Origin of the sequence: Solwaraspora sp. WMMA2065 (assembly GCF_030345075.1) — a bacterium.
In the GTDB taxonomy this organism is placed as follows: Bacteria; Actinomycetota; Actinomycetes; order Mycobacteriales; family Micromonosporaceae; genus Micromonospora_E.
The window spans coordinates 3,925,687-3,951,371 of the sequence record NZ_CP128361.1 but is presented as its reverse complement, the minus strand read 5'-3'; the positions used below and the strand labels follow the sequence as shown (position 1 = coordinate 3,951,371).

General features: G+C 72.7%; 20 protein-coding genes. 12 read left to right on the top strand and 8 right to left on the bottom strand.

The window, feature by feature from the left end; translation table 11 throughout:
- Positions 1-385 precede the first annotated feature (385 nt).
- The 4 genes from O7610_RS17930 to O7610_RS17915 all read left to right on the top strand — a co-directional run bounded on the left by O7610_RS17930 (position 386) and on the right by O7610_RS17915 (position 5,103).
- A complete protein-coding gene (locus O7610_RS17930) occupies positions 386-3,637 on the top strand; it encodes a sensor histidine kinase (RefSeq protein WP_289211384.1) in 3,252 nt (1,083 codons plus the stop codon).
- A complete protein-coding gene (locus tag O7610_RS17925) occupies positions 3,634-4,047 on the top strand; it encodes a roadblock/LC7 domain-containing protein (RefSeq protein ID WP_123606103.1) in 414 nt (137 codons plus the stop codon). Before O7610_RS17930 ends, O7610_RS17925 begins: the two co-directional genes overlap by 4 nt.
- An 80-nt stretch (positions 4,048-4,127) precedes the next feature.
- Positions 4,128-4,499 carry a DUF742 domain-containing protein gene (locus O7610_RS17920; RefSeq protein WP_123606102.1) on the top strand — a complete coding sequence of 124 codons (372 nt, stop codon included), beginning with the start codon at positions 4,128-4,130 and terminating at the stop codon, positions 4,497-4,499.
- A complete protein-coding gene (locus O7610_RS17915; protein WP_281551861.1) occupies positions 4,480-5,103 on the top strand; it encodes a GTP-binding protein in 624 nt (207 codons plus the stop codon). Before O7610_RS17920 ends, O7610_RS17915 begins: the two co-directional genes overlap by 20 nt.
- Before the next feature lie 91 nt (positions 5,104-5,194).
- On the opposite strand, the gene O7610_RS17910 is transcribed toward O7610_RS17915, so the two are convergent.
- Genes O7610_RS17910 through O7610_RS17890 form a run of 5 tightly spaced genes read right to left on the bottom strand, consistent with a single transcriptional unit; the run spans position 5,195 to position 12,831 of the window.
- Positions 5,195-6,283, bottom strand: a complete 1,089-nt coding sequence (locus tag O7610_RS17910; RefSeq protein WP_281551860.1) for a uroporphyrinogen-III synthase — start codon at positions 6,281-6,283, stop codon at positions 5,195-5,197.
- A complete protein-coding gene (gene nirD, locus O7610_RS17905; protein WP_475053165.1) occupies positions 6,283-6,645 on the bottom strand; it encodes a nitrite reductase small subunit NirD in 363 nt (120 codons plus the stop codon). Before nirD ends, O7610_RS17910 begins: the two co-directional genes overlap by 1 nt.
- Entirely contained in the window at positions 6,642-9,233 is a 2,592-nt protein-coding gene (gene nirB / locus O7610_RS17900) for a nitrite reductase large subunit NirB (protein ID WP_281551859.1), read from the bottom strand. Before nirB ends, nirD begins: the two co-directional genes overlap by 4 nt.
- Positions 9,230-10,687, bottom strand: a complete 1,458-nt coding sequence (locus O7610_RS17895) for an FAD-dependent oxidoreductase (protein WP_289211383.1) — start codon at positions 10,685-10,687, stop codon at positions 9,230-9,232. The genes nirB and O7610_RS17895 overlap by 4 nt, the downstream gene beginning before the upstream one ends.
- On the bottom strand, positions 10,684-12,831 hold the full coding sequence (locus O7610_RS17890; RefSeq protein WP_289211382.1) for a molybdopterin oxidoreductase family protein: 2,148 nt from the start codon (positions 12,829-12,831) through the stop codon (positions 10,684-10,686). Before O7610_RS17890 ends, O7610_RS17895 begins: the two co-directional genes overlap by 4 nt.
- Before the next feature lie 420 nt (positions 12,832-13,251).
- Here O7610_RS17890 and rplM point away from each other — a divergent pair, with 420 nt between their 5' ends.
- The 3 genes from rplM (at position 13,252) to glmM (ending at position 15,772) form a co-directional block, all read left to right on the top strand.
- The gene (gene rplM, locus O7610_RS17885; RefSeq protein WP_123606095.1) at positions 13,252-13,695 is read left to right on the top strand and encodes a 50S ribosomal protein L13; all 444 of its coding nucleotides are present in this window, start codon (positions 13,252-13,254) and stop codon (positions 13,693-13,695) included.
- A gap of 20 nt (positions 13,696-13,715) precedes the next feature.
- Positions 13,716-14,198, top strand: a complete 483-nt coding sequence (gene rpsI, locus O7610_RS17880) for a 30S ribosomal protein S9 (RefSeq protein ID WP_281551856.1) — start codon at positions 13,716-13,718, stop codon at positions 14,196-14,198.
- Positions 14,199-14,407: 209 nt separating this feature from the next.
- Positions 14,408-15,772, top strand: a complete 1,365-nt coding sequence (glmM, locus tag O7610_RS17875; RefSeq protein WP_281555727.1) for a phosphoglucosamine mutase — start codon at positions 14,408-14,410, stop codon at positions 15,770-15,772.
- 28 nt (positions 15,773-15,800) lie between these two features.
- Here glmM and O7610_RS17870 read toward each other — a convergent pair whose 3' ends face one another.
- Positions 15,801-17,009 carry a pyridoxal phosphate-dependent aminotransferase gene (locus tag O7610_RS17870; protein WP_289211381.1) on the bottom strand — a complete coding sequence of 403 codons (1,209 nt, stop codon included), beginning with the start codon at positions 17,007-17,009 and terminating at the stop codon, positions 15,801-15,803.
- Positions 17,010-17,160: 151 nt separating this feature from the next.
- Here O7610_RS17870 and glmS point away from each other — a divergent pair, with 151 nt between their 5' ends.
- Complete coding sequence (glmS, locus tag O7610_RS17865) at positions 17,161-19,101, top strand: glutamine--fructose-6-phosphate transaminase (isomerizing) (protein ID WP_289211380.1); 1,941 nt, start codon at positions 17,161-17,163, stop codon at positions 19,099-19,101.
- Here the strand turns inward: glmS and O7610_RS17860 are convergent.
- Complete coding sequence (locus tag O7610_RS17860; RefSeq protein ID WP_289211379.1) at positions 19,088-20,692, bottom strand: alpha/beta hydrolase; 1,605 nt, start codon at positions 20,690-20,692, stop codon at positions 19,088-19,090. The two genes, glmS and O7610_RS17860, sit on opposite strands and share 14 nt — an antisense overlap.
- On the bottom strand, positions 20,689-21,009 hold the full coding sequence (locus O7610_RS17855) for a hypothetical protein (RefSeq protein WP_281551852.1): 321 nt from the start codon (positions 21,007-21,009) through the stop codon (positions 20,689-20,691). Before O7610_RS17855 ends, O7610_RS17860 begins: the two co-directional genes overlap by 4 nt.
- A gap of 222 nt (positions 21,010-21,231) precedes the next feature.
- Here O7610_RS17855 and O7610_RS17850 point away from each other — a divergent pair, with 222 nt between their 5' ends.
- The 4 genes from O7610_RS17850 to tsaE all read left to right on the top strand — a co-directional run bounded on the left by O7610_RS17850 (position 21,232) and on the right by tsaE (position 25,588).
- On the top strand, positions 21,232-22,803 hold the full coding sequence (locus tag O7610_RS17850; protein WP_289211378.1) for an NAD(P)H-hydrate dehydratase: 1,572 nt from the start codon (positions 21,232-21,234) through the stop codon (positions 22,801-22,803).
- Positions 22,804-22,881: 78 nt separating this feature from the next.
- Positions 22,882-24,000, top strand: coding sequence for an alanine racemase (gene alr, locus O7610_RS17845; protein ID WP_289211377.1), 1,119 nt, complete (start codon positions 22,882-22,884; stop codon positions 23,998-24,000).
- On the top strand, positions 23,997-25,085 hold the full coding sequence (locus O7610_RS17840) for an alpha/beta fold hydrolase (RefSeq protein ID WP_281551849.1): 1,089 nt from the start codon (positions 23,997-23,999) through the stop codon (positions 25,083-25,085). The genes alr and O7610_RS17840 overlap by 4 nt, the downstream gene beginning before the upstream one ends.
- Positions 25,082-25,588 carry a tRNA (adenosine(37)-N6)-threonylcarbamoyltransferase complex ATPase subunit type 1 TsaE gene (gene tsaE, locus O7610_RS17835; RefSeq protein WP_281551848.1) on the top strand — a complete coding sequence of 169 codons (507 nt, stop codon included), beginning with the start codon at positions 25,082-25,084 and terminating at the stop codon, positions 25,586-25,588. The genes O7610_RS17840 and tsaE overlap by 4 nt, the downstream gene beginning before the upstream one ends.
- Positions 25,589-25,685: the final 97 nt, after the last annotated feature.

Here is a 25,685-nt window from a genome sequence, read left to right as displayed (position 1 = left end):
CGCCGGCGGCATGCCGTACGGTGTGCGCGGAGCCTGCAAACTTGGGAAACCATGCCAATGGGCGGCGTTCTGGTCAAGCGCGCCGGTCGGGGCGTCTCCGGGACTGTCGTCCCACATGTTGGCAACGAGTACATGTTGCGAGCGTTGACTTTGGCGGGACAACTGACGGTGGAAGTTCTATCCGCGCTGATCAGGGCGGTGTGATGAAGATACTCTCCGGTAGTACTAGGGTGATTACAGGTCGTCCGACCGATTCCTGCCCCACTGAGGCTTCCCAAGCGGGTCCACTTCTGATGAAATCGCGGCCGTGCCGCATGCGGCGCTCACCGCTGCAGCAGGCATCGGTCGGCAGTCCGCGTGTGGAGATAGCGACGGAGGCGATGTCGTGAGGACCGGACCGACGACCCTGCCCGACAACGGCCCGCGGAAGCGCCGCGCGCCATTGCGTTGGGTGCCGCGACTGAGGGATGCGCGGATCAGGTCCAAACTGGCCCTGATCCTGGTCGTTCCGCTGGCCGCGGTCGCCGCTCTGGCCACGGTACGGCTGGTCGACGTGGGACAGGGCGCAATCGACGCACGGATGGTGCGGTCGATGGCCGAACTCTCCGTCGACGTCTCGGCCCTGGCTCAGGACGTCCACAAGGAGCGGATGGCTGCGGTGACCTTCCTCGCCGCCCGCGACGCCGACGCCGAGGCCTACAACATCAGGGTGCGCAGCACCGACGAGCGGATCGCGGCGTACGCCGCCGAACGCGACCGGGTCGGGAACGTGCCGGAGGCGGTCGAGCGGCAGCTGGTCGCCATCGACGACCACCTGGACACCTTGAACGCCACCCGTCAGGAGGTGCTCGACCGGCGGCAGATGCCGGTGCCGGAGGCGGTGCTGCGGTACGGCGTCATCCTGTCTGACCTGGCCTCCTACGGTGAGGTGCTCGGTCAGGTCTCCGGCGACGGCGAGGTGCCGGACAGTCTGCGTGCCGTCTCCGCCTTCGCCCGGGCCAAGCTGGCCACGGCCGAGGAGGAGGCGATCGTCTTCGCGGCGCTGTCCACCGGCCGGCTCGACGAGGAGCAGTTCTCGTCGTACCTGGCGACGTTGACCAGCCAGCAGGAGGCTCTGCTGTCGTTCTCGCTGGCTGCGTCGCCGTGGGAGCAGGAGCTGGTCGACAGCAGCGTCACCGGTGACGCCGTCTTCCTAGCCGACCGGGTCGCCACCGAGATCACCCGCTCGGTCGGCCAGCAGGCTCCGCTGAGCGCGGCGGAGGCCGCCCGGGCCATGGGCGCGGTCAACGACCTGATGCGGTGGGCAGAGATCCAGCTGGAGAGCCGGCTGCTCGAACGGGCCACCCAGGTCAGCACCAACGTCACCCGGCAGGCGATCATCGAGTCGATCGCGGTCCTGATCGCCCTGGTGCTGGCAATCGCCCTCGCGGTGGTCCTGGCCCGCTCGTTGAACGACTCGCTGCGACGGCTGCGGGAAGGCGCCATGTCGGTGGCCAGCCGGGACCTGCCGGAGGCGGTGGCCAAGCTCCGCGACGTCAACGACCTCAACGACCGGGGTCCGGAGGAGATTGTCCGCAACCTACGTGACCCGATCCGCCTGCCCAACCGCGACGAGGTCGGCCAGGTCGGACAGGCGTTCAACGTGGTGCACCGGGAGGCGGTCCGGATCGCGGCCGAGCAGGCGGCACTGCGGGCGAGCGTGTCGGCGATGTTCCTCTCCCTGGCCCGTCGGAGCCAGACGCTGGTCGACCGGATGATCGGCGAGCTTGACGCGATCGAGCGCGGCGAGGAGGACCCGAAGCGGCTCGCCCAGCTGTTCCAGCTCGACCACCTCGCCACCCGGATGCGCCGCAACGACGAGAACCTGCTGGTCCTGGCCGGTGCCGACTCGACGGCGCCACGCCGCGAGGACGCGTTGCTGGTTGACGCGATGCGGGCCGCGCAGTCCGAGGTCGAGCTCTACAACCGGATCGAGTTCGGCACCGTCGACACCGACATCCTGATCTCCGCGCATGCGGTCAACGACGTGGTACGTCTCGTCGCCGAGTTGCTCGACAACGCGACCCGGTTCTCGCCGCCGACCACGACTGTCGTCGCCGACGCTCGGCGGCTGCGCGACTACGTGCTGGTCCAGGTGGAGGACCGCGGCCTGGGTCTGTCCGAGGAGCAGTTGGACAATCTCAACCGCAGGCTCGCCGAGTCGTCCGCGGTCGACGTCTCAGCCTTCCGGCTGATGGGTCTCGCCGTGGTCAGCCGGCTGGCCGGCCGGTACGGCATCCGGGTCGAGCTGCGGCCCAACCCGGAGGGCGGCACCATCGCCCAGGCCACGCTGCCGAGCAGCATCCTGGTACTGCCGCAGCGCACCCGGGAGCCGGTGGTGACGCGGGGACGCCCGGCCATGGCGGCCGAGCCGATCTCCGCCGCGCCCACGTCGGGCGGGACCTGGTCGCCGATCTCGAGTCCGCCGGCTGCGGCGCCCGGCCGTACGGCGACCCTCACCGACCAGTGGCAGAACGCCCGGTCGTCACAGTGGAACGCGGTGGCCGGTGCTCCTACCGCCGCCTTCCCGGTGACCACCGGTGGGCAGTCGACGCCGGTCTCCGCCGCCCCGATCTCAGCGTCGCCGATGTCCGGCTCTCCGATGTCCGGCTCTCCGATGTCCGGCTCTCCGATGTCCGGGCCGCCAGCGGCTCCGGCCGTCGGCCCGGCCGCGCCGACGTACAACCCGGGGCTGCCGGCGTACCGTCCGGCGGCATCCGCCGCCCCGCCCGCCGCGGCACCGCCGGTGGCCAACGTCGGTACGCCGACGGTGGCCTACCCGACGGTGCGACCGACGGGCACCGTCGGCTACCCGGACCAGTCGGTCATCCCGGCCACCATGCACCCGATGGCGCCGGCGGTACGCACCGGCGGCCAGCTGCCGCATGGCCCGATGGCTGGCGGCTCCGCCGGCGGCGGAGCGCCCGCAGCGGCCGCCAACTCCGCAGCGGCCGCCAAGCCCGGTGCCCGGCCCGAGGACGCCGCCGAGATGCCCATCTTCCGGGAGATGGAGGCGGTCTGGTTCCGGTCACACGGCTCGGCCGAGACCACCGTCCTGCCGCTGCCGACCGCCGGTCGTCCGCCTGCTGCCGGTGCGCCCGCACCGGCGTACCCGCCGGCACCCGCTCCGACCAGGACACCGCTGCCGGCCCGCAACCCGGGACAGTCGACTCCACAGCCGACGGCGTACTCTGCCCCGGTGCAGCCGAACGCCGCACCACCACCCCCGGCCGCGCCACCGGCGCCCGCACCGTCCACTCCGGCCGGCGCGGCGACGTCGGCGCTGGGTGCCATCCCCCGGCAACGGACGGGCGACTCCGGCAGTTGGCGTACCGCCGCTGACGAGGGCTGGGCCCGGGCCAGCCAGGCAGCTGAGCCGGCGACCGCCGGCACCACCCGCTCTGGTCTGCCGAAGCGCCAGCCCCAGGCACAGCTGGTGCCGGGTGGCGTGGAGGCAAAGCAGGGCCGCGAGCCGACCCGGCGGACCCCGGACGAGGTCCGTGGCCTGCTGTCGGCATATCACCGTGGCGTGCAACGCGGCCGGACCGTCGGCAGCGAGCAGTACCGCGCCACCTCAACCAAGGAGACCAGCGAATGAACAGGCCAGCAGCTATTCAGGACATGGGTTGGCTGCTCAGCAACTTTGCCGACAGCGTGGCGGGGATCGCCCACGTCGTGGCTGTCTCGGCAGACGGACTGCTGCTCGCCTCCTCGCGTGACCTGCCGGCGGACCGGGCCGACCAGTTGGCGGCGATCACCTCCGGTGTGGTCAGCCTCACTGACGGGGCGTCGCGGATGTTCAGCGCGGGCGGGGTGCTGCAGACGGTGATCGAGATGGACAGCGGGTACCTGTTCCTGATGTCCATCAGTGACGGATCGTCGATGGCGGTGCTCGCCGCCCGTAGCTGCGACGTCGGTCAGGTCGGGTACGAGATGGCATTGCTGGTCGAGCGGGTCGGAGCCGCGCTGGTCCCGGCACCACGGGAGGCCGTGGGCGGCCGACCCTGATCCGAGGCTGAAGTTCCGCAGCGACACAAGGGACCGTCACCGATGACGTGCCAGCAGACCCACGAGGAGGTGACCGCTCAATGGGCCAACCACGACAGGACCCGCGCGGAGCGCTGGTCCGTCCCTATGCGGTCACCCGCGGGCGTACCGAGCCACGGCAGCACATCGCGCTGGAAGCGGTGCTGGTGGCCTCGGCGGCAGCGGTCACCGAGTCTCGTTTCGCCGGGCACGACAAGCATCGAATCGCAACGATCTGCGACAACCGTGCCCAGTCACTGGCGGAGATCGCCGCGTACACCCGGCTTCCACTGGGCGTCGCACGGGTCCTCGTCGCCGACATGGTCGCCGACGGCCTGCTGGCGTTGCACAGCACCGCTCCGACCGAAACAGAGGGCTACGAGGAGCGGATGGAACTTCTTGAGAGGGTGCTAAGTGGACTTCGCAGGCTATGACCGTCCCGGTTTCCGCCAGGACAAGGGGATCACCTCGGCGAAGATCGTCATCGCCGGTGGATTCGGGGTCGGCAAGACCACCATGGTCGGCGCGGTCTCCGAGATCACGCCGCTGACCACCGAGGCGCTGATGACCTCGGCCGGTGTCGGCATCGACGATCCGTCAAAGGTCCCCGGCAAGGAGACCACCACGGTGGCGATGGACTTCGGCCGGATCACCATGGCCGACGACCTGATCCTCTACCTGTTCGGCACACCCGGACAGACCCGGTTCTGGTTCATGTGGGACGAGATCATCCGCGGTGCGGTCGGTGCCGCGGTCCTGGTGGACACCCGCCGGATCACCGACGCCTTCGCCCCGCTGGACTACTTCGAGAACCGGCAGCTGCCGTACCTCGTGGCGTTGAACTGCTTCGACGGCGCGGCACAGTACGAGCCGGAGGAGGTGCGGGAGGCGCTGGCCATCGCGCCGCACGTGCCGCTGGTGATGTGCGACGCCCGCAGCCGGGACTCGACGAAGAATGTCTTGGTCAATGTCGTCGAACACGCCATGGCGACGCTGCGCGCCGAGCACGGCCGGGGGTATCCGACCCCGGTCGGCTGACCTGTACGGCAACGGCCGGCGGCGCAGCGCGCCGCCGGCCGGCACGGCCTCCGCCGGTCGGCAGTTTCCGCTGTCGGCCGGCTCGGCTGCCTCAGTCGATCGGCAGCCGATAGCCGCGTTTGACCACGGTCTGGACCACCCCGGGCGCGCCCAGCCCGGCCCGGAGCCGGGCCACCGCCATCTCGACGGCGTGCTCGTCGGCACCTCGGGGCAGGGTGCGCAGCAGCGCGGCCCGGGACAGCACCCGTCCCGGGGTCTGCGCCAACGCACGCAGCACCGCCATCGGCGCCGGCGCCAACGGACGCAGCTCACCGTCGATGACTGCGGCGTGTCCGCGCAGGGTGAGCAGGTGTCCGCCGACCTTCAGGTTGACCGCCCGGCGGGGCAGTTCGTCGACGATCGTCCGGACCAGCGCCCCGAGCCGGGCGCGAGCCGGTGCGGTCACCGGCACTCCGTGCCGGCGCAGCGGCGCCGCGGTGACCGGCCCGACGCAGGCGGCCAGCACGTCGGTCCGCATCGCCTCGAGCACCGCGTCGGCGTTTGGCCCGGCGGCGCGCAGCAGCGCTCCGACCGCTGGCGCGGAGGTGAAGGTGACCGCGTCGACGAGCCGGCTGGCGACCAGATCGACCAGCCGGTGCAGCGGTGCCGGGTCGGACGGTGGTGCCCACCGGTACACCGGCACCTCGATCACGGTGGCGCCGGCCGCCTCGAGCGCCGCCGAACACTCCGGTTGCCGTTCCCCGTGTAGCTGCATCGCGATCACCTGACCGGCCACGCCGCGGGCCCGCAGATGGTCGGTCACTTCGTCACAGCTCTCCGACGCGGGCGACCACTGGTCGTGCAGGCCGGCGGCGCGGATCGCGCCCCGGGCCTTGGGACCGCGGGCCACGATGTAGGCGCCGCCGAGCACCGCCCGCAGCGGCTCGGCCAAGCCCCACCCTTCCGCGGCCTCCAGCCAGCCACGCATGCCGATGCCGGTGTTGGCGATCAGCACGTCCGGCGGACTGTCCAGGCAGGCCCGGGTGGACGCGCGCAGCTCGGTGTCGTCGGCGAGTGGCACGATCCGCAGCGCCGGGGCGAGCACCACCCGGGCACCCCGCCGCTCCAGCAACGCGGCCAACTCGTCGCGCCGCCGGTCGGCGGTGACCCCGATGGTGAACCCGGACAGCTCGTCGGACATCACTGGTCCTGCCGCCGGCCGAGCACCTCGATCAGCCCGTCCCGACAGCGCACCCGGTAGGTCGGCACGGCGACGCCCGGCAGGTCCAGACACTCGCCGGTACGCAGGTCGTAAACCTGCTTGTGCAGTGGTGACGCCACGGTCGGGAGGTCCCCTCGGGTGCCGACGATGCCCCGGGACATGACGTGGGCACCGGCCACCGGGTCCTGGTTGCCGATCGCGTACAACGTCCCGTCGTAGGTCCGGAAGACTGCCACCTGCTCGCCGTCGACCAGTGCGGCCACGCCCCGCTCCGGCTCCACTCGGGAGTAGGGGCACACCGGTGTCCATCGGGCGGTGACGTTGACTGTCTGCACACTCATCGGCGTACCTCCAGGGTTGTCGGGAGACCGAGCGCGACGGGCCGGCGCTCGCCCAGGGCCGGCACCGGCTGGCCCCGCTCGACCTCGAAGGTGATCGACGGGTCCGGGGTGTCGGGCGCGTTGACGAAGGAGGCGAAGCGGCCCAGCCGCTCCGGGTCGTCGATCGTGTCCCGCCACTCGTCCGAGTAGGACTCGACGTGCCGGGCCATCGCCTCGTCCAGCTCGGCCGCCAGCCCGAGCGAGTCGTCGACGATCACCGATCGCAGGTGGTCCAGGCCGCCGTCCATGGCCTCGATCCAGGCTGCGGTGCGTTGCAGCCGGTCGGCGGTGCGGATGTAGAACATCAGGAACCGGTCGATGGTGCGGACGAGGTCGTCGGTGGACAGATCGCTGGCGAACAGGTCGGCGTGCCGGGGCCGGAAACCGCCGTTGCCGCCGACGTAGAGGTTCCAGCCGACGTCGGTCGCGATGATGCCGAAGTCCTTGCTGCGGGCCTCGGCGCACTCCCGGGCGCAGCCGGAGACCGCAGACTTGATCTTGTGGGGGGCACGCAGACCCCGGTAACGCAGCTCCAGGGCGACCGCCAGGCCGACCGAGTCCTGCACCCCGTAGCGGCACCAGGTGGAGCCGACACAGGACTTCACCGTCCGCAGCGCCTTGCCGTAGGCGTGGCCGGACTCGAAGCCGGCGTCGACCAGCCGCCGCCAGATCTTCGGCAACTGCTCCACCCGGGCGCCGAACAGGTCGATCCGCTGCCCGCCGGTGATCTTGGTGTAGAGGTTGAAGTCCCGGGCTACCTCGCCGATGACGATCAGCTTCTCCGGGGTGATCTCCCCACCGGGGATCCGCGGCACCACCGAGTAGGTGCCGTCGCGCTGGATGTTGGCCAGGAAGTGGTCGTTGGTGTCCTGCAGGGTGGCCTGTTCGCCGTCGAGCACGTAGCCGTTGCCCAGCGAGGCGAGGATCGAGGCGACCACCGGCTTGCAGATGTCGCAGCCCCGCCCCCGCCCGTGTTCGGCGACCAGCTGGGAGAAGGTCCGGATGCCGCGTACCCGGACGATGTCGAACAGCTCCTGGCGGCTGTGGTCGAAGTGTTCGCACAGTGCGGTCGACTGGGCCACCCCGGCGACGGACAGCAACTGCTTGAGCATCGGTACGCAGGACCCGCAGCTGGTGCCGGCCCGGGTGCACGCCTTGATCCCGGCGACGTCGGTGCAACCGTCGCCGATCGCGCCGAGGATCTGATCCTTGGTGACCGCGTTGCAGGAGCAGACCTGGGCGCTGCCGGGCAGCGCGTCGATGCCGGCGCCGCCAGCGGCCCCGTCGGAGCCGGCCGGGGCGAGCAGCGCCAGCGGCGGGCCCGGCAGCGGCCCGCCGACGCTGGCCCGCAGCGTCGGGTACGCCGTCGCGTCGCCGACCAGCACCCCGCCGAGCAGGGTCCGCGCGTCGTCGGAGAGCACCAGCTTGGCGTAGACGCGGGTGGCCGGGTCGGTGAAGGTGACGTCCAGGCAGTCGGGGGTGGCACCGTGCGCGTCGCCGAACGACGCCACGTCCACCCCGAGCAGTTTGAGCTTCGTGGAGGTGTCCGCGCCGGGGAAGGCGGCGGTGCCGCCGAGCAGCCGGTCGGCGACCACCTCGGCCATCGCGTAGCCGGGGGCGACCAGGCCGTAGCAGCGGCCCGGTTCGCCGTCGACGCTGACCGCGGCGCATTCACCGACCGCCCAGATGTGCGGGTCGCTGGTCCGGCAGGTGGCGTCGACGGTCACCCCGCCGCGTTCGCCGACGGCCAGCCCGGCGGCGCGGGCCAGGTCGTCGCGGGGCCGGATGCCGGCGGCCACCACCACCAGGTCGGACCGCAGTTCGGTGCCGTCGGTGAGGGCCACGCCGTGCGGCGTACCGTCCGGTCCGGTGCGGATCGCCGACGTCGCGGTCCCCAGGTGTACCTCGACGCCGAGGTCCTCGACGTAGCGGCGCAGCATCGCCCCGCCGGCCTCGTCGATCTGGACCGGCATCAGCCGGGGCGCGAACTCCACCACGTGGGTACGCAGACCGAGCAGCCGCAGTGCGTTGGCGGCCTCCAGGCCGAGCAGTCCGCCGCCGATCACCGTGCCGACCCGCCGGCCGGCGGCCGGATCGGTGGCGAAGTCGCGGATGGCGACCAGGTCGTCCAGCGTGCGGTAGACGAACACCCCGTCGCGCAGGCCGCCGACGGTCCCGCCACCGGTACCGGGGTCGGCAGGTCGGTGGGCGCCGTCGATCGGCGGGACGAACGGGTACGAGCCGGTGGCCAGCACCAGCGCGTCGTAGCCGTACTCGCGGTGGTCGGTGACGACCACCCGGCGGTCCCGGTCGATGCGCCGGGCCGGCTCGGCCAGCCGCAGGTCCACCCCGTCGTCCGGGGTGTGCACGCTCAACTCGTCCGGCCCGACACCGTCGAAGAAGGCCGACAACCGGACCCGGTCGTACGCCGGCCGCGACTCCTCGGCGAGCACCGTGACCTGCCATCCACCGTCGGTGTCCCGGGACCGGACCGCTTCGACCAGGCGCTGCCCGACCATGCCGTTGCCGATGACGACCAACCGGTTCATGCTGGTACCTCCACGTCGGAATCCACAGATGAGAGCCAGTCGACGATGCCGGTGACCGCGTCGGTGCAGCTGCCGCAGCCGGTGGTGGCCCGGGTGGCGGCGACCATCTCGGCGACCGACCGGGCCCCGGCGCGCCAGCAGCGGACCAGCGCTCCCTTGCTGACCGTGTTGCACTGGCAGACGGTCGCCGCGTCCGGCATCAGGGCCGGGCTGGTCGCCGGGGCCGCGACGGTGCCGCCGACCGCCCGGCCGAGCAGCAGCGCCCGCCGGTCGGTCGGCACCGGACCACCCCGGTCGAACAGCTGGATGACGGTGCCGACGGCCGGGTTGTCGCCGAGCATGATCGCCCCGGTCAGCCGGTCGTCGCGGATCAGCAGCCGCGCGTACGTGCCCCGGGCCGGGTCGGCGAAGCTGAGCTCCTCGGTCTGCCCGTCGGCGCCCGGCCGGGTGTCGCCCATCGCGGCGAGGTCGATGCCGGCGGCCTTGAGCCGGGTCACCGTCGGCAGTGGCCGGTAGCGGGCACCCGGGTCGTCGCCGGCCAGCACCCGGGCCAGCACCCGGGCCTGTTCCCAGGCGGGGGCGACCAGCCCGGTGACGACGCCGTCGTGTTCGGCGCAGTCCCCGATCGCCCAGATCCGTGGGTCGCTGGTGGCCATCCGGTCGTCGACCATCACACCGCGCCCGACCCGTAGCCCGGCCCGGCGGGCCAGGTCGGTGTCCGGCCGGACCCCGCAGGCCAGCACCAGCAGGTCGGCGTCCAGCTCCCGGCCGTCGCCGAGCCGCAGCCGTACCCCGTCGGTGGTGGCGGTGACCGACTCGGCGGCGGCGGCCAGCTCGGTGCCGACGCCGAGGCCGGCCAGGGTACGGGCGAGCACCGCGCTGGCGGTGGCGTCGAGTTGGCGCTCCATCAGCTGACCGACCTTGTGTACCACCCGTACGTCCAGTCCACGTGCGGCGAGCCCACGGGCGGCCTCCAGGCCGAGCAGGCCGCCGCCGAGCACCAGCGCGGTGCGGGCACCGGCTGCGGCGGCGAGGATCCGCCGGCAGTCGTCCAGGGTCCGGAACAGCGCGACGCGCTCCGGCAGCCCTGCCGGGCTGTCGGCACCGGTCAGGCCGGGCAGGTTGGGGACCACAGCCCGGCTGCCGGTGGCGAGCACCAGGTGGTCGTACTCGGTGGCGGTGCCGTCGGCGGTGCGCACCGTCCGGGTGGCCGGCTCGATCGCGGTCACCGCCAACCCGGCCCGCACGTCGATGCCGTGCCCGGCGGCCTCGGTGAGCGTCACGTCCAGCTCGTCGGCCCGGCCGGCGAGCAGGTTCGACAGCATGATCCGGTTGTACGCCCGGTGCCGCTCCGCCCCGTACACGGTGATCTTGTAATCCCCACGCCGGGCGTGCAGCTCGGCGGTGAGCCGGGCACCGGCCATGCCGTGGCCGACGATGACGATACGGTTCACGCTCGCTCCACCCTGACCGCACAGATCTTGAACTCGGGCATCCGGGACGTCGGGTCCAACGCGTCGTTGGTCACCGAGTTGATCCGCCCCGCGCCGCCCCAGTGGAACGGGGCGAACACGGTGTCCGGGCGGATCGACTCGGTCAGTCGGGCCGGGGCGCGCATCTCGCCGCGCCGGCTGGTCACCCGGACCGGCTCGCCGTCGGCGACGCCGAGCCGGGCGGCCAGGTCCGGGTGCAGCTCCACGAAGGCCTCCGGCGCGGCGCCGCGCAGCGGCGCGATCCGGCGGGTCTGTGCACCTGACTGGTACTGGGCCAGCACCCGGCCGGTGGTCAGGTAGAGCGGATAGTCGGCGCAGACCTCCTCGGCGGCGGCCCGGTGCTCCACCGGCACGAACCGGGCCCGCCCGTCCGGGGTGGCGAACCGTTCGGTGAACATCCGCGGGGTGTCCGGTCGGTCCGGGTCCGGGCAGGGCCAGAAGACCCCGTCGGAGGCGTCGATCCGCTCCCAGCTGACCCCGGCGTAGTCGGCGACGCCACCGGCCGAGGCCCGGCGCAGTTCGGTGAAGACCTCGGCGGGGTCGGCCGGGAACTGCCCGGCCGGGCAGCCGAGCCGCTGCGCGAGGTCGGCCAGGACGGCCAGGTCGGTGCGGGCACCGGGCGGGGGTGGCCGCAGCGCGTGCCGGCGTAGCACCCGTCCCTCCAGGTTGGTCATCGTGCCGTCCTCTTCGGCCCACTGGGCGGTGGGCAGTACCACGTCGGCCATCGCCGCCGTCTCGGACAGCACGAAGTCGGCGACGACCAGCAGGTCCAGATCGGCCAGTCGGCGCTGGACCCGGCCGGCGCGGGGTGCGGATACCACCGGGTTGGAGCCGAAGACCAGCAACGCCTTCGGCCCGGCCGGGGTGCCGAGCGCGTCCAGCAGTTCGTACGCGGAAACCCCCGGCCCGGGCAGGTCCGCCGGGTCGACGCCCCACACCCCGGCCACGTGCGCCCGCGCCGCCGGGTCGTCGATGCGTCGGTAGCCGGGCAGCTGGTCGGCCTTCTGGCCGTGCTCCCGGCCGCCCTGACCGTTGCCCTGGCCGGTCAGGCAGCCGTAACCGGAGCCGGTCCGGCCGGGCAACCCGAGGGCGAGCGCCAGGTTGACGTAGGCGCTGACCGTGTCGACTCCCTTGGCGTGCTGTTCGGCGCCGCGCGCGGTGAGGATGACGACCTTGGCGGGCGGGGCGTCGGTCGCGCGGCGGTCGCCGCCGGCCAGAGCGCGCGCCGCCGCCTCCAGATCGGCGATCGGCACGCCGGTGATCCGTTCCACCCGGGCCGGCCAGTAGCCGGCGACGGTGGCCCGGACAGTGTCGAAGCCGGTGGTCCGCTCGGCGACGTAGGTGTGGTCCACCCAGCCCTCCCGCACCGCGACGTGCAGCAGCGCGTTGGCCACCGCGAGGTCGGTGCCGGGGGTGGGTTGCAGGTGCAGGTCGGCCAGGCGGGCGGTGGCCGTGCGGCGCGGGTCGATCACGATCAGCGTGCCGCCGCGCTGTTTCATCTCGGTCAGGTAGCGGGCGAACGGCGGCATCGTCTCGGCCACGTTCGCGCCGACCAGCAGCAGGGTGTCGGCGGTGCCGACGTCGGCCATCGGGAACGGCAGGCCACGGTCGACGCCGAAGGCCCGGATCCCGGCGGCGGCCGCCGAGGACATGCAGAATCGGCCGTTGTAGTCGATGTTGCGGGTGCGCAGCGCGACCCGGGCGAACTTGCCCAGCGCGTACGCCTTCTCGTTGGTGAGGCCGCCGCCGCCGAACATCGCGACCGCGTCGCGGCCGTGCCGTTGCTGGATCCGCCGGACACCGTCGACGATCCGGGTCAGGGCCTCGTCCCAGCTGGCCGGCCGCAGTTCGGTGCCGGGTCGGTCGCGGACCAGCGGGGTGGTCAGCCGCTGCGGGTGGTCGAGCAGTTCCGCAGCGGTCCAGCCCTTTTGACAGAGCCCGCCCTGGTTGGTGGGAAACTGCCGGGGCAGCACCTGCACACCGCCGTCGGTCGTGGCACGCAGTCGCATCCCGCACTGCAGTGCGCAGTACGGGCAGTGGGTGGCCACGGTCCGGTCGGCGGATTCGCCGGTCGGACCGATGGTCAACTGCACGCTGCCTGGCATGTGCGAAGCGTGCCGGGGGGCGATTTCGCCGCGACGTCCCGATTGTTTCCAGCCTGCTAAGAGCAGCTCACACGGGCTGTTGTCAGAGGGTTAGCCGGCCCACTTGGTGGGACCTCCGGCGTACCGGTGCCGACCAGCCGTTTTGACCGGCGTGCCGGGCAGCGGGTATCGTCGCCTGCTGTTGTGCGACAATCGAGGGGCGTCCCTCGCCAGACCCGTCACCGTCTCAGGTCACCGTCCGTGGATGCAGCTCACCGTCTGCGGGAGGCCCCGTCCGATGGTGCCAGGTCAGCCGGGGTATGCTTGTCGTTCGCGCGCGTTCTCTGCCAGGTCGCCCCGGTTCCGGGTCGCCCCGACGGCCCGCGCGTTACCTGACGACCGACGCGCGACCCCAGACCGACGACGAGACAAGGTAGACCTGTGCGTACGTACAGCCCGAAGCCGGGTGAGATCGAGCGTCAGTGGCATGTGATCGACGCCTCTGACGTCGTGCTGGGCCGCCTGGCCACCCACGCCGCCACGCTGCTGCGCGGCAAGCACAAGCCGACTTTCGCGCCGCATGTCGACACCGGTGACTTCGTCATCGTCGTCAACGCCGGCAAGGTGGCGTTGACCGGCAACAAGCGGCACACCAAGGTGGCCTACCGGCACTCCGGTTACCCCGGCGGGCTGAAGCAGGTCGGCTACGACGAGCTGCTGGCCAAGCGCCCCGAGCGGGCGATCGAGCTAGCCGTCAAGGGCATGCTCCCGCACAACAAGCTCGGTGCCAAGCTGATCCGCAAGCTCAAGGTCTACGCCGGCGCCGAGCACCCGCACGGTGCTCAGCAGCCGGTGCCGTTCGAGATCAAGCAGATCGCGCAGTGAGCGCGGGCGAAGGAACCAGCATGACCGACACCACCGAGGCCAGCCCGGTCGCCGTTGCCGACATCGAGCCGGCCCCCGCCGTGACGCCCGCGCCAGTGGTGCGTACGCCGCGCGGCGAGCGCCCGATCCAGACCGTCGGGCGGCGCAAGGAAGCCATCGTCCGGGTGCGGATCGTCCCCGGCTCCGGCAAGATCACCTGCAACGGTCGCGAGCTCGAGGAGTACTTCCCGAGCAAGGTGCACCAGCAGTTGATCCGGGAGCCGCTGGTGACGGCCGAGAAGGCCGAGGCGTTCGACGTGATCGCCAACCTGCGCGGCGGCGGCATCACCGGCCAGGCCGGTGCGCTGCGGCTGGGCATCGCACGGGCGCTGTGCGCCAACGACGGCGACGACCGCCCGGCGCTGAAGAAGGCAGGTTTCCTCACCCGCGACGACCGGGTCAAGGAAAGCAAGAAGTACGGCCTGAAGAAGGCCCGCAAGGCCCCGCAGTACTCGAAGCGCTAGTCCGACACGGCTGAACGGGCGGCCGGGACACCTCCTTCGTGGGGTTTCTCGGCCGTCCGTGCTTTTTTGTCTAGTTGATGCGGATTCTTTCGTTCATCGGCAGTATCTTCATCGGTTGCCGGCTCGCTCGCCATCGCAGCGGGCGGATCCATACCCCCGACGGGGAGGCGGAGCGGCACCGTTAGCGGGACCATCGGAGGATGACTGGTATGGCGCGGCTGTTCGGCACCGATGGCGTACGCGGGCGGGCCAACGCCGATCTCACCCCGGAGTTGGCGCTGGCGGTCGCGGTGGCCGCCGCGCACACCCTGGCCGAGCGGGATCCGAGCCGCCAGCCGCTGGCCGTGGTCGGCCGCGATCCACGGGCCAGCGGCGAGATGCTGGAGGCCGCCGTGGTGGCCGGGCTGACCAGCGCCGGCGCGAACGTGCTACGGGTCGGCGTGTTGCCGACCCCCGGCGTCGCGTTCCTGGTCGGCGAGACCAAGGCCGACTTCGGGGTGATGCTCTCCGCGTCGCACAACCCGATGCCGGACAACGGCATCAAGCTGTTCGCCGCCGGTGGGCACAAACTGCCGGACGACCTCGAGATGAAGATCGAGGCCGCGATCGGCGCGGCGATCGAGGGCGACGGGTCCACCGGCCGACGGCGGCCCACCGGGGCCGGTATCGGTCGGGTGAGTGATCTGCTGGACGGGGCCGAGCACTACGTCGGTCATCTGGTCGGCACGGTCAACCACCGGCTCGACGGGCTGCGGGTGGTGGTCGACTGCGCCAACGGCGCGGCGGCCGAGGTCGGCCCGGTCGCCTACCGGGAGGCCGGCGCGGAGGTCATCGCGATCAACGCCGAGCCGAACGGGCTCAACATCAACGACGGTTGCGGGTCGACCCACCTCGACGTGGTCCGGGCCGCCGTCCTCGAACACGGCGCCGACCTGGGGCTGGCCCACGATGGCGACGCCGACCGGTGCCTGGCGGTGACCGCCGACGGTACCGAGGTGGACGGCGACGAGATCATGGCGATCCTGGCGCTGGCCATGCGCGACGCTGGCACGTTGACCGCCGACACCCTGGTGGCCACGGTGATGAGCAACCTCGGTCTGCGGCTGGCCATGTCCCGGGAGGGCATCAAGCTGGTCGAGACCAAGGTCGGCGACCGGTACGTGCTGGAGGAGCTGCGGGCCAGCGGGCTTGCACTGGGCGGCGAGCAGAGTGGGCACATCGTGATGCCCAGCTACGCCACCACCGGGGACGGGGTGCTCACCGGACTACAGCTGATGTCCCGGATGGCGGCCACCGGATCTTCGTTGGCCGGCCTGGCGGCCGCCGTCACCAAGCTGCCCCAGGTGCTGGTCAACGTACCGGTCGGCGACCGGGCCGCCGGCGCCGGCGACCCGGCGGTACGGGCGGCTGCCGAGCGGGCCGAGGCCGAGCTGGGCGGCACCGGTCGGGTGCTGCTGCGACCGTCCGGCACCGAGCCGCTGGTCCGGGTGATGGTCGAGGCGGCGACGGTGGAGACTGCCCGTTCGGTCGCCGAGCGGATCGCCGCAGCCGTCCGAGCAGCCAGCCCGGCCTGACTCCGCCCCGGTCCGCCGGCCCGCCTGATCAGCCAGCCGGTCGCAGGCCGGCCAGTCGTCGGCTCGCTTCGGCGAGGACCTCGGGACGTTTGCAGAAGGCGAACCGCACCAGCAGCCGGCCGGCGTCCGGCTCGTCGTAGAACACCTGGGTCGGTACGGCGACCACTCCGCAGCGTTCCGGTAGGGACAGGCAGAATTCGATTCCGTCGGTGTCGCCCAGTGCGCTGATGTCGGCGGTGGCGAAGTAGGTGCCCTCCGGCACCAGCACCCGGAATCCGGCCTCGGACAGCCCGGCCACCAGTTGGTCGCGCTGCGCCTGCAGGTTCTGCCGAAGCCCGGTGAAGTAGCTGTCCGGCAGGTCCAGCGCCACCGCGACGGCCGGCTGCAGCGGCCCGCCGTTGACGTAGGTGAGGAACTGCTTGACCCGTGCGATGGCGGTGACCAACGCGGCCGGCCCACTGACCCAGCCGATCTTCCAGCCCGTACAGGAGAAGGTCTTGCCGGCCGACGAGACGCGCAACGTCCGGTCTCGCATCCCGGGCAGGGTGGCGAGCGGGACGTGCGGGGTGTCGGCGTCGGTGAAGACGAGGTGCTCGTACACCTCGTCGGTGACCGCCCAGATGTCGTGCTCCTGGCAGATCGCGGCGATCGCGGTGAGCTCGGCGACGGTGAAGACCTTGCCGGTCGGGTTGTGCGGGGAGTTGAGCAGCACCAGGCGGGTCTGCGGCCCGACTGCGGCGCGCAGCGCGGCGGGGTCGAAGGCGTACCGGCCGTCCCCGTCGGGACGTAGGGTGACCGGCCGGCGTACCGCTCCGGCGAGCGCGATCGCGGCCGCGTACGAGTCGTAGTAGGGCTCGAAGCAGACCACTTCGTCGCCCGGCTCGCACAGGGCGAGGATGGCGGCGGTGATCGCCTCTGTCGCGCCAGCGGTGATCAGGACCTCGGTCTCCGGGTCGTAGTCGAGACCCCAGAAGCGCTGCTGGTTGCGGGCGACGGCGGTGCGCAGCGCCGGGATGCCGGGACCGGGCGGGTACTGGTTGTGGCCGCTGCGCAGCGCCTCGGTGGCGGCGGTCAGCATCACGGTGGGCCCTTCGGTGTCCGGGAAGCCCTGGCCGAGGTTGACCGCGTCGGTGCGGACGGCAAGAGCGGACATCTCGGCGAAAATCGTCGTGCCGAACGGGCGCATGCGGCGGACCAGGGGGTCGATGTCGGCGGGGGCGCCGGGGGAGGTGACCACCTCGCCACTTTATGCGGTCCATCGAAACAGATGACGGCACCCATACCTTGCGCCCATAAGGCGGGTTTGGTCGGTTACTGCTCAGCGTGCTTGATTGATTGCTGGGGTTATGCGCACAGCCGATGAGCGATCGTGGGCTAGGCTACGACCCATGTGTGGAATCGTGGGGTACGTCGGCACGCGGCCGGCGCTGGGCATCGTGCTGGACGGGCTCCGGCGGCTCGAATACCGGGGCTACGACTCGGCCGGCGTGGCGATCGTCTGTGACGACGAACTGCGCACCGAGAAGCGGGCCGGCAAACTCGCCAACCTGGAGAAGGCGCTCGGCGACGAGCGGTTCGGCACCGCCACGGCCGGTGACACCACGCCGGTCGACGGCTCCGGCTGCCCGGCCCCGATCGGCATCGGCGACGGCACCGCCGGAATCGGCCACACCCGGTGGGCCACCCATGGCGGACCGACCGACCGCAACGCCCACCCGCACGTGTCCCGGGACGGCCGGGTCGCGGTGATTCACAACGGGATCATCGAGAACTTCGCCAAGCTGGTCGCCGAGCTCGAAGCCGACGGGGTCGAGTTCGTCAGCGACACCGACACCGAATGCGCCGCCCACCTGCTCGCCGCCGCGCTGGCCGACCTGCGGGCCGCCGGCGAGCCGGAGGGGCCGCGGCTGCTGGCCGCCGCGATGCGTCGGGTGTGTCAACGCCTCGAAGGCGCGTTCACCCTGCTCGCGGTGGACGCCAGCATCCCGGACGCGGTGGTCGGAGCGCGGCGCAACTCCCCGCTGGTGGTCGGTCGCGGCCCAGGCGAGCACTACCTGGCCAGCGACGTCTCCGCGTTCATCGAGCACACCCGCGACGCCGTCGAGCTCGGTCAGGACCAGGTCGTCCTGATCACCCCGGACAGCATCGAGATCACCGACTTCTCCGGCGCGCCGGCGCTCGGCCGCGACTTTCATATCGACTGGGACGCCTCCGCCGCCGAGAAGGGCGGCTACGACTACTTCATGCTCAAGGAGATCGCCGAGCAGCCGCAGGCGGTCGCCGACACGCTGCTCGGCCGGCTCACCGAGACCGGCGAGATCATGCTGGACGAGGTCCGCCTTACCGACCAGGACCTGCGCGACGCCGACAAGATCTTCATCGTCGCCTGCGGTACGGCGTACCACTCCGGCATGGTCGCCAAGTACGCCATCGAACACTGGACCCGGATCCCGTGCGAGGTGGAGCTGGCCAGCGAGTTCCGCTACCGGGACCCGGTGCTGGACCGGTCCACCCTGGTGGTGGCGATCTCCCAGTCCGGCGAGACGATGGACACCCTGATGGCGCTGCGCCACGCCAAGGAGCAGAAGGCCAGGGTGCTGGCGATCTGCAACACCAACGGCTCCACCATTCCGCGCGAGTCCGACGCGGTGCTCTACACCCACAGCGGCCCGGAGATCGCGGTCGCCTCCACCAAGGCGTTCCTCACCCAGCTGGTGGCCTGCTACCTGATCGGCCTGCACCTGGCCCAGGTGCGCGGCATCAAGTACGCCGACGAGGTGGCCGCCGTGGTCAGTCAGCTGCAGGAGATGCCCGACAAGCTGCGGCAGGTGCTGGACTCGATGGAACCGGTCCGCCAGCTCGCCCGGGACCTCGCCACCGCCAACCAGGTGCTGTTCATCGGCCGGCACGTCGGCTACCCGGTCGCCCTCGAAGGCGCGCTCAAGCTCAAGGAGCTCGCCTACATGCACGCCGAGGGCTTCGCCGCCGGCGAGCTCAAGCACGGCCCGATCGCGCTGATCGACCAGGGCACCCCGGTGGTCTGCGTGGTGCCCTCACCGGCCGGCCGGGGCATGCTGCACGACAAGATCGTGTCGAACATCCAGGAGGTACGGGCCCGGGGCGCCCGGACCGTGGTGATCGCCGAGGAGGGCGACACCGCCGTGGCGCCGTACGCCGACGACCTGATCTACGTACCGCGCACCCCGACGCTGCTGGCCCCGCTGTTGACCACGGTACCGCTGCAGGTGCTCGCCTGCGAGATCGCCGCCGCCCGGGGCCACGACGTCGACCAGCCCCGGAACCTGGCGAAGTCGGTCACCGTGGAGTGACCGCCGCGCCCGTGCCGGGCCGGCTGCCAGCCGGGTGGTCGACGCCGAGCACGATCCGGGCCATCGAGTCCAGCGCCGGATTGTCTCCGGCCCAGTAGCCCAGATGCCCCGACGCGTCACCGGTGAAGACCCGGGCACCGAAGTCCTCGCCGCTCGGGTCCTCGCCGTGCCACAGCCGGTCGCCCGGCCACAGCTGCGGCCAGGTCGCCCGGCGGATGACATCGTTCTCGGCGGTGGTGGCCCACACCCGGTCGGCCGGCACCGCCAACTCGTCCACCCGGTCCACCCCCACCCCGGGCGAACCGACGAAGATCAGGTTGTCGGCGGCCAGGCCGGGTGCCTGCGCCGCCGTACCCACCACCAGCGAGCCGTAGCTGTGTCCGAGCACGGTCAGCCCGCCCGGGTCGCCGGCGCGGTTGACGCCCAGACCATCCTGGAACCGGCGCAGGTCGGCGGCCCCGGCCCGCGCCGGGGCGGTGCTGGCCGCCTCGTCGACGAACGCCGGTGCCGCGTAGTCCAGCCACAACACGGCTGCGGTCGACTCCTGTGGAGCCAACTGCTGGCAACGTTGCAGCACCTGCTCGGTGCGGGCCAACTCGCCGCCGACCCGGTCGAGACCGCTGCCCATCCCCGGGACGTGGGTCAGCACGCGTCGGGCCTGATCGGGATCGCCCAGCGCGAGGATCACCCGGCCGGTCGAGGCGGGAGCCGACGGATCACCCGGCCGGCCGGCGCCGCCGTCCAGCGCCAGCAGGTAGGCCCGAGGGCCGGACGCGGACGTGAGCCGGTCGTCGACCGTGTCCAGGCCGTCGATCAGCCGGTCCAGCCGGCGCAACCGCGGCACCGCCGTCGGGTCCGTGCTGTCCAGCAGCGCCGCCCGTTCGGCCAGCAACGCCGCCCGCTGCCGACCCAGCAGCAGCCGGTTCGCCTGGTCCCGAGCAGCCGCCGGCAGACCGTCCCACCGGCCGACCCGGGCCGGCTCGTGCCGGATCAGCCAGCGTCGCTGCGCATCGTCCAGCCCGGCCCACCAGGCCCGCACCGCAGCCGGCGCGGCCGACGGCGGTGGGCGCGTCGCCGGCGGCCGCGCCGGCCAGCCCTGGCTGGCGGCGGTGGCGGCCGCGTCGAGCCGGCGGGCCGCGTCGACGTCCGCCTCGGTGGCCAGGGCGAGCGCGTCGGCGACGCCGGCGGCTACCCGGCGGGCACCGGCCAGGGTCGGCCCGTCCGGGCGGGTCACCGCCGGGTCCACGCCGACTCGGCCGTCCCGGTCGATCGACAGACCGAGCACCCCCGCCGTGGCGACCCAGTCGGCGAGCACCGCCTTGGCCCGGGCCAGCTGCTCGGCGTACCGGCTGAGGATCTGGTCGACGACGCACAGCGCCGGGCCGACGGCGTCTAGCCGGTCACCCAGGCCGGCCAACCGGGTGTCGGCGGCGGTCGCCGCCGGCCCGGACCAGCCGGCGCGCAGTGCCCCGGCCGCCCCGGCCACCTCGGCGGCCCGCCGTTCGACCGCTGGTTGCCGGCGCCGCCAGCCGTACGCGGCCTGTTGCCAGGCCGCCGGGTCGGCCCGCCACAGCTGCCGGTACGTGATCATTTGGCCAGCCGGTGGACCGCCCGCCAGTCGGCGGCGTCGTACTCATCGGCGGCCCTGGCCAGCGCCTGCCCGGTGGCGGCCGCGTCCGCGCCGGCCCGGCTCACCTGCCGGTGCACTGCGGCCTCCACCGTGACCAGCAGGTCGGCCGCTGCCCAGCCCGGTGCGGCGACGGTCAGCTCCGGCTGGCCGGCCAGCCCGTGCGCCAGCCGGTAGGCCAGCCCGGTCAACCGGTCGGCGGCGTCGTGCAGCACGGCCGGCCGCACCCGCAGCGGCCCGCCGCCGGCCGGGCCCACGTCGTTGCCGGGCAGTTCACCCATGTCGCCTCCGTTCACCCATGTCGCCTCCGTTCACCCATGTCGGCTCCGGTCACCGTGTCGCCTCCGTCGGCATGCGTCGATGGGCAGACGCTATCCGGAACCGACAGCGTGGCGGGGGACCCTGTGGACAATCGGCGCAGCGGTTACCGTCCCACCGGTCACCACCGCCGGTAGGGTGACCGTGGGCGGTGAGCGACGAAGCGGCGCGGCGGAGGTAAGCGAATGATCCAGGTGTGGCGGGTGTCCGACGTCCGCAGCGCCGAGCAGGCGCTGATGGCGACCGTTGCACCGGGGACACTGATGCACCGGGCCGCCGCCGGCCTGGCCCGCCGGTGCGCCACCCTGCTCGCCGAGCGCGGCGGGGTCTACGGTGCCGAGGTGCTGCTGCTGGTCGGCTCGGGCGACAACGGCGGCGACACGCTGTACGCCGGAGCCCGACTGGCCCGCCGGGGCGCCCGGGTCACCGCCTGGCTGCTGCGACCGGACCGGGCCCACTGTGGCGGGCTCGCCGCGCTACGGTCCGCGGGCGGCCGGGTGGCCGACGGTCGGACCGCCGACGGTGCCGGCCGGCACGCGGACCTGATCATGGACGGGATCGTCGGCATCGGCGGCACCGGCGGGCTGCGGGAGCCGGCCGCCGGTGCGCTCGCCCGGGCCGGCGAGCTCACTTCGGCACGTGGCGGCCGGCCGGTGCTGGTCGCGGTGGACGTGCCCAGCGGCGTTGCGGTCGACACCGGCGGGGTGCCCGACGGTGCCGCGGTGCCGTCGACCGGAGCTGGCCCCGCCAGGTCCGGAGCTACCGGGTCCGGAGCCGCCGCGGTCGGGAGGGACACCGTACGAGCCGACGTCACCGTCACCTTCGGTTGCCTGAAGCCGGCGCTGATGGTGGGACCGGCCGCCGTCCGCGCCGGTCACGTAGAGCTGGTCGACATCGGCCTGCGACCGTGGCTGCGCGGCACACCCGCGTTCGAGGTGCCCGGCCGCGACGACGTCTCGGCGTGGTGGCCGACGCTGGTCCCGGCCGCCGAGAAGTACACCCGGGGAGTGGTCGGGGTGGCGACCGGCTCGGCGACCTATCCGGGTGCGGCGGTGCTCTCCGTGGGCGGGGCGGTCGCCGGGCCGACCGGCCTGGTCCGGTACGCCGGCAGCGCCGCCGCCCAGGTGCTGGACCGGTACCCCTCGGTGATCGCCACCGGTCGGGTCGCAGACGCCGGCCGGGTGCAGGCCTGGGTGTGCGGCTCCGGGCTGGGCGGCGGGGAACACGCCGTGACCGAGCTGCGGTCGGTGCTGGCCGCGCCGGTGCCGGTGGTGCTGGACGCCGACGCGTTGACCATGCTGGTCGACGGCAGCTGGGCGGAGCAGTTGCGCGGCCGGCAGGCACCCACCGTGATCACCCCGCACGATCGGGAGTTCGCCCGGCTCGCCGGCCAGCCACCCGGCGACGACCGGGTCGGGGCCGCGCTGCGGCTGGCCGCCTGGATGCGGGCGACCGTCCTGCTCAAAGGCGACCGTACGGTGGTCGCCGGACCGGACGGACGGGCGTACGTGAACGCCACCGGCACCCCGGCGCTGGCCACCGGCGGCACCGGCGACGTACTGGCCGGCCTGCTCGGCTCGCTGCTCGCCGCCGGGCTGGATCCGCAGCGGGCGGCGCTGGCCGCCGCGTACGTGCACGGCCTGGCCGGCCGGGCCGCCGCCCGCACCGGGCCGGTCACCGCGGTCGAGGTGGCCGCCGCGCTGCGCCCGGTGGTGGCCGACCTGACCGGCGGGTGCCAGCGGTCTGTCGGTGGGTGACGATGATCTGACGGCCGGCCGCCGACCTGACCGGCCGGGAACCTGCCCGATCAGGTGACCGGTCAGTAGGCTGGCCTCATGTGGCAGGCAGAGGTGCGGGTCGACCTGGACGCGATCCGGGAGAACGTGGCCCGGCTGCGGGCCGGCACCAGCGCCGAGCTGATGGCGGTGGTGAAGGGCGACGGGTACGGCCACGGCATGGTGCCGGCGGCCCGGGCCGCACTCGACGCCGGAGCGGACTGGCTGGGCGTCTGCACCCTCGGTGAGGCGCTGGAGCTGCGCGGTGCCGGACTGACCGGGCCGGTGCTGGCCTGGCTGCTCAGCCCCGGACTGCCCCTGCACGAGGCGGTCGCCGCCGACGTCGACCTCGGCGTCGGCAGCCGCGCCCTGCTGTCCGAGGCCGTCGCCGCGGCCCGACTCGCCGGCCGGCCGGCCCGGTTGCATCTCAAGATCGACACCGGGTTGTCCCGGGGTGGGGCCACCGGCGACGACTGGCCCGAGCTGGTCGAGACGGCCGCCAAAGCGCAGTCCGACGGCACCGTCGAGGTGGTCGGGGTGTGGAGCCACTTCGTCTTCGCCGACGCGCCCGGGCACGCCACCATCGACCGGCAGCTGGCGGCGTACCACGACGGGCTCGCCGTGGCCAGCCGGTACGGGCTGCGCCCCCGCTACCGGCACCTGGCCAACTCCGCGGCCACCCTGACCCGGCCGGACACCCACTTCGACCTGGTCCGGCCCGGTATCGCCTGCTACGGGCTGTCCCCGGTGCCGGGCGAAGGCTTCGGTCTACGGCCGGCGATGACCGTCCGCGCCCGGGTGATGCTGGTCAAGCGGATCCCCGCCGGGCAGGGCGTCTCCTACGGGCACACCTACCACACCAAACGGGAGAGCACTCTGGCCGTGGTGCCGCTCGGCTACGCCGACGGGGTGCCCCGGCACGCGTCCAACACCGGGCCGGTGCGCCTCGGTGGCCGGACGCGCCGGATCGCCGGCCGGGTGTGCATGGACCAGATCGTGCTCGACTGCGGCGACGACGAGATCAACGCTGGGGAGGTGGCCACATTGTTCGGTGACGGACGCGACGGCGGCCCGACCGCCGACGACTGGGCCGACGCGGTCGGCACCATCAACTACGAGATCGTCACCCGGTTCGGTAGCCCCCGGGTGCCCCGGATCTACCAGGACAGCCGGCCATGAGCGGGCAGCGGGCCGGTGCGCAGAAGGTGGCCCGGACCGCCGGCATCGTCGGCGCGGTCATCGGCGTCGCGGCTGCCGGGGTGACCGCGACGGTCACCGTCGAACGCGCCCTGGTGCGCCGGCTCAAGCGGGAGGTGGCGGACCGGTACGCCGACGAACCCTTCGGCGAGCTGCCCTACGACGAGACCCGGGTGGTCACCGCGGCCGACGGCACCGACGTCTACGTGGAGATCGTCGAGCCGGACGACGCGGCACCGCTGCGGCCGACCATCGTCTTCGTGCACGGCTACTGCCTGGACATGGGGACCTTCCACTTCCAACGCCGGGAGCTGACCCGGCAGGGAGAGTACCGGTTGGTCTGCTACGACCAGCCCGGCCACGGCCGCTCCGGCCGGCTGGAGTCCGGCGACTACGAGATCGACGCGCTCGGTGAGACGCTGCGGGCGGTCATCGAGCAGGCCGCCGGCGACGGCCCGTTGATCCTGGTCGGACATTCGATGGGCGGCATGACCATCATGGCCCTGGCCCAACGGCATCCGGAGCTGTTCCGCGACCGGGTGGTCGGCACCGTACTGATGGCGACCTCGGGCAGCCTGGTCGACGAGGCCCGGCTCGGTCTGCCGGCGATCCTCAGCCGGGCCGGCTCGCCGCTGCTGATGCTGGTCAACAACGCCACCCGGCTGACCGGTCCAGTGATCGACCGGCTGCGGGTGGCCACCGCCGACCTCGCCTGGCTGCTGACCCGCCAGTACGGCTTCGGCACCGACCGGCCCAGCCCGGCGCTGGTCAGCTACGTGGAGCGGATGAACTCGCGGACCTCGGCGGAGACCGTCACCCGGTACGTGCGTACCCTGCTGACCCACTCCCGGTACCCGGCGCTCGCGGTCCTGGAGAGCAGCCCCACGCTGGTCATCGTCGGCGACAAGGACATGATCACCCCGGTGACCCACTCGGAGGAGATCCTGCGCCGGCTGCCCGACGCCGACTACGTGAGGATCCCCGACGGCGGGCACGTGGTGATGCTGGAACACGCCGACCGGGTCAACGCGGTGCTGGTCGCGTTCCTTGCGAAAATCGCCCGATGACTGTCCGGATCCCGCTACCCGAACTGGCCGACACCCACGACCTCGGCCGCCGCCTCGGCCGGCTGCTGCGCCAAGGCGACCTGGTGGTGCTGACCGGTCCGCTCGGCGCCGGCAAGACCGCGCTGGTGCAGGGGATCGGCGACGGCCTCGGGGTACGCGGCGACGTCACCTCGCCGACCTTCGTCATCGCCCGGGTACACCAACCGGATCCGTCCCGGGGCGGCTCGCTCACCCTGGTGCACGCCGACGCGTACCGGCTCGGCGACGCGCCCGACCCGCGGGTTGAGATCGACGACCTCGACCTGGACGCCGACATGGACCGGGCGGTCACCGTCGTCGAGTGGGGCGAGGGGATGGTCGAGCAGCTGGCCGAGGCGCACCTGCTGGTCCGCATGCACCGGGCCGAGGACGACTCCCGGACCGCCGAGTTGATTGGACGGGGCCCCGGCTGGTCGGGTCGGCTCGCCGGGCTGGACCAGCCGGCCGGCCATGCTGGACGGTGATGTCGTAGGCCACCCGTAGAGTGCCGGACGGCGCGCAGCTGTCCATGAGGACGGGCGGCGGCCACCACCGAGGCGTGACGAAAGACATCCCAGGAGC

Bases quoted from the DNA above. Each gene is read 5' to 3' on its own strand.
- O7610_RS17925 (WP_123606103.1), top strand. From the start codon at position 3,634: ATGAACAGGCCAGCAGCTATTCAGGACATGGGTTGGCTGCTCAGCAAC.
- O7610_RS17920 (WP_123606102.1), top strand. From the start codon at position 4,128: ATGGGCCAACCACGACAGGACCCGCGCGGAGCGCTGGTCCGTCCCTAT.
- O7610_RS17910 (WP_281551860.1), bottom strand. From the start codon at position 6,283: ATGTCCGACGAGCTGTCCGGGTTCACCATCGGGGTCACCGCCGACCGG.
- nirD (WP_475053165.1), bottom strand. From the start codon at position 6,645: ATGAGTGTGCAGACAGTCAACGTCACCGCCCGATGGACACCGGTGTGC.
- nirB (WP_281551859.1), bottom strand. From the start codon at position 9,233: ATGAACCGGTTGGTCGTCATCGGCAACGGCATGGTCGGGCAGCGCCTG.
- O7610_RS17890 (WP_289211382.1), bottom strand. From the start codon at position 12,831: ATGCCAGGCAGCGTGCAGTTGACCATCGGTCCGACCGGCGAATCCGCC.
- rpsI (WP_281551856.1), top strand. From the start codon at position 13,716: ATGACCGACACCACCGAGGCCAGCCCGGTCGCCGTTGCCGACATCGAG.
- glmM (WP_281555727.1), top strand. From the start codon at position 14,408: ATGGCGCGGCTGTTCGGCACCGATGGCGTACGCGGGCGGGCCAACGCC.
- glmS (WP_289211380.1), top strand. From the start codon at position 17,161: ATGTGTGGAATCGTGGGGTACGTCGGCACGCGGCCGGCGCTGGGCATC.
- O7610_RS17860 (WP_289211379.1), bottom strand. From the start codon at position 20,692: ATGATCACGTACCGGCAGCTGTGGCGGGCCGACCCGGCGGCCTGGCAA.
- O7610_RS17855 (WP_281551852.1), bottom strand. From the start codon at position 21,009: ATGGGTGAACTGCCCGGCAACGACGTGGGCCCGGCCGGCGGCGGGCCG.
- O7610_RS17850 (WP_289211378.1), top strand. From the start codon at position 21,232: ATGATCCAGGTGTGGCGGGTGTCCGACGTCCGCAGCGCCGAGCAGGCG.
- alr (WP_289211377.1), top strand. From the start codon at position 22,882: ATGTGGCAGGCAGAGGTGCGGGTCGACCTGGACGCGATCCGGGAGAAC.
- O7610_RS17840 (WP_281551849.1), top strand. From the start codon at position 23,997: ATGAGCGGGCAGCGGGCCGGTGCGCAGAAGGTGGCCCGGACCGCCGGC.
- tsaE (WP_281551848.1), top strand. From the start codon at position 25,082: ATGACTGTCCGGATCCCGCTACCCGAACTGGCCGACACCCACGACCTC.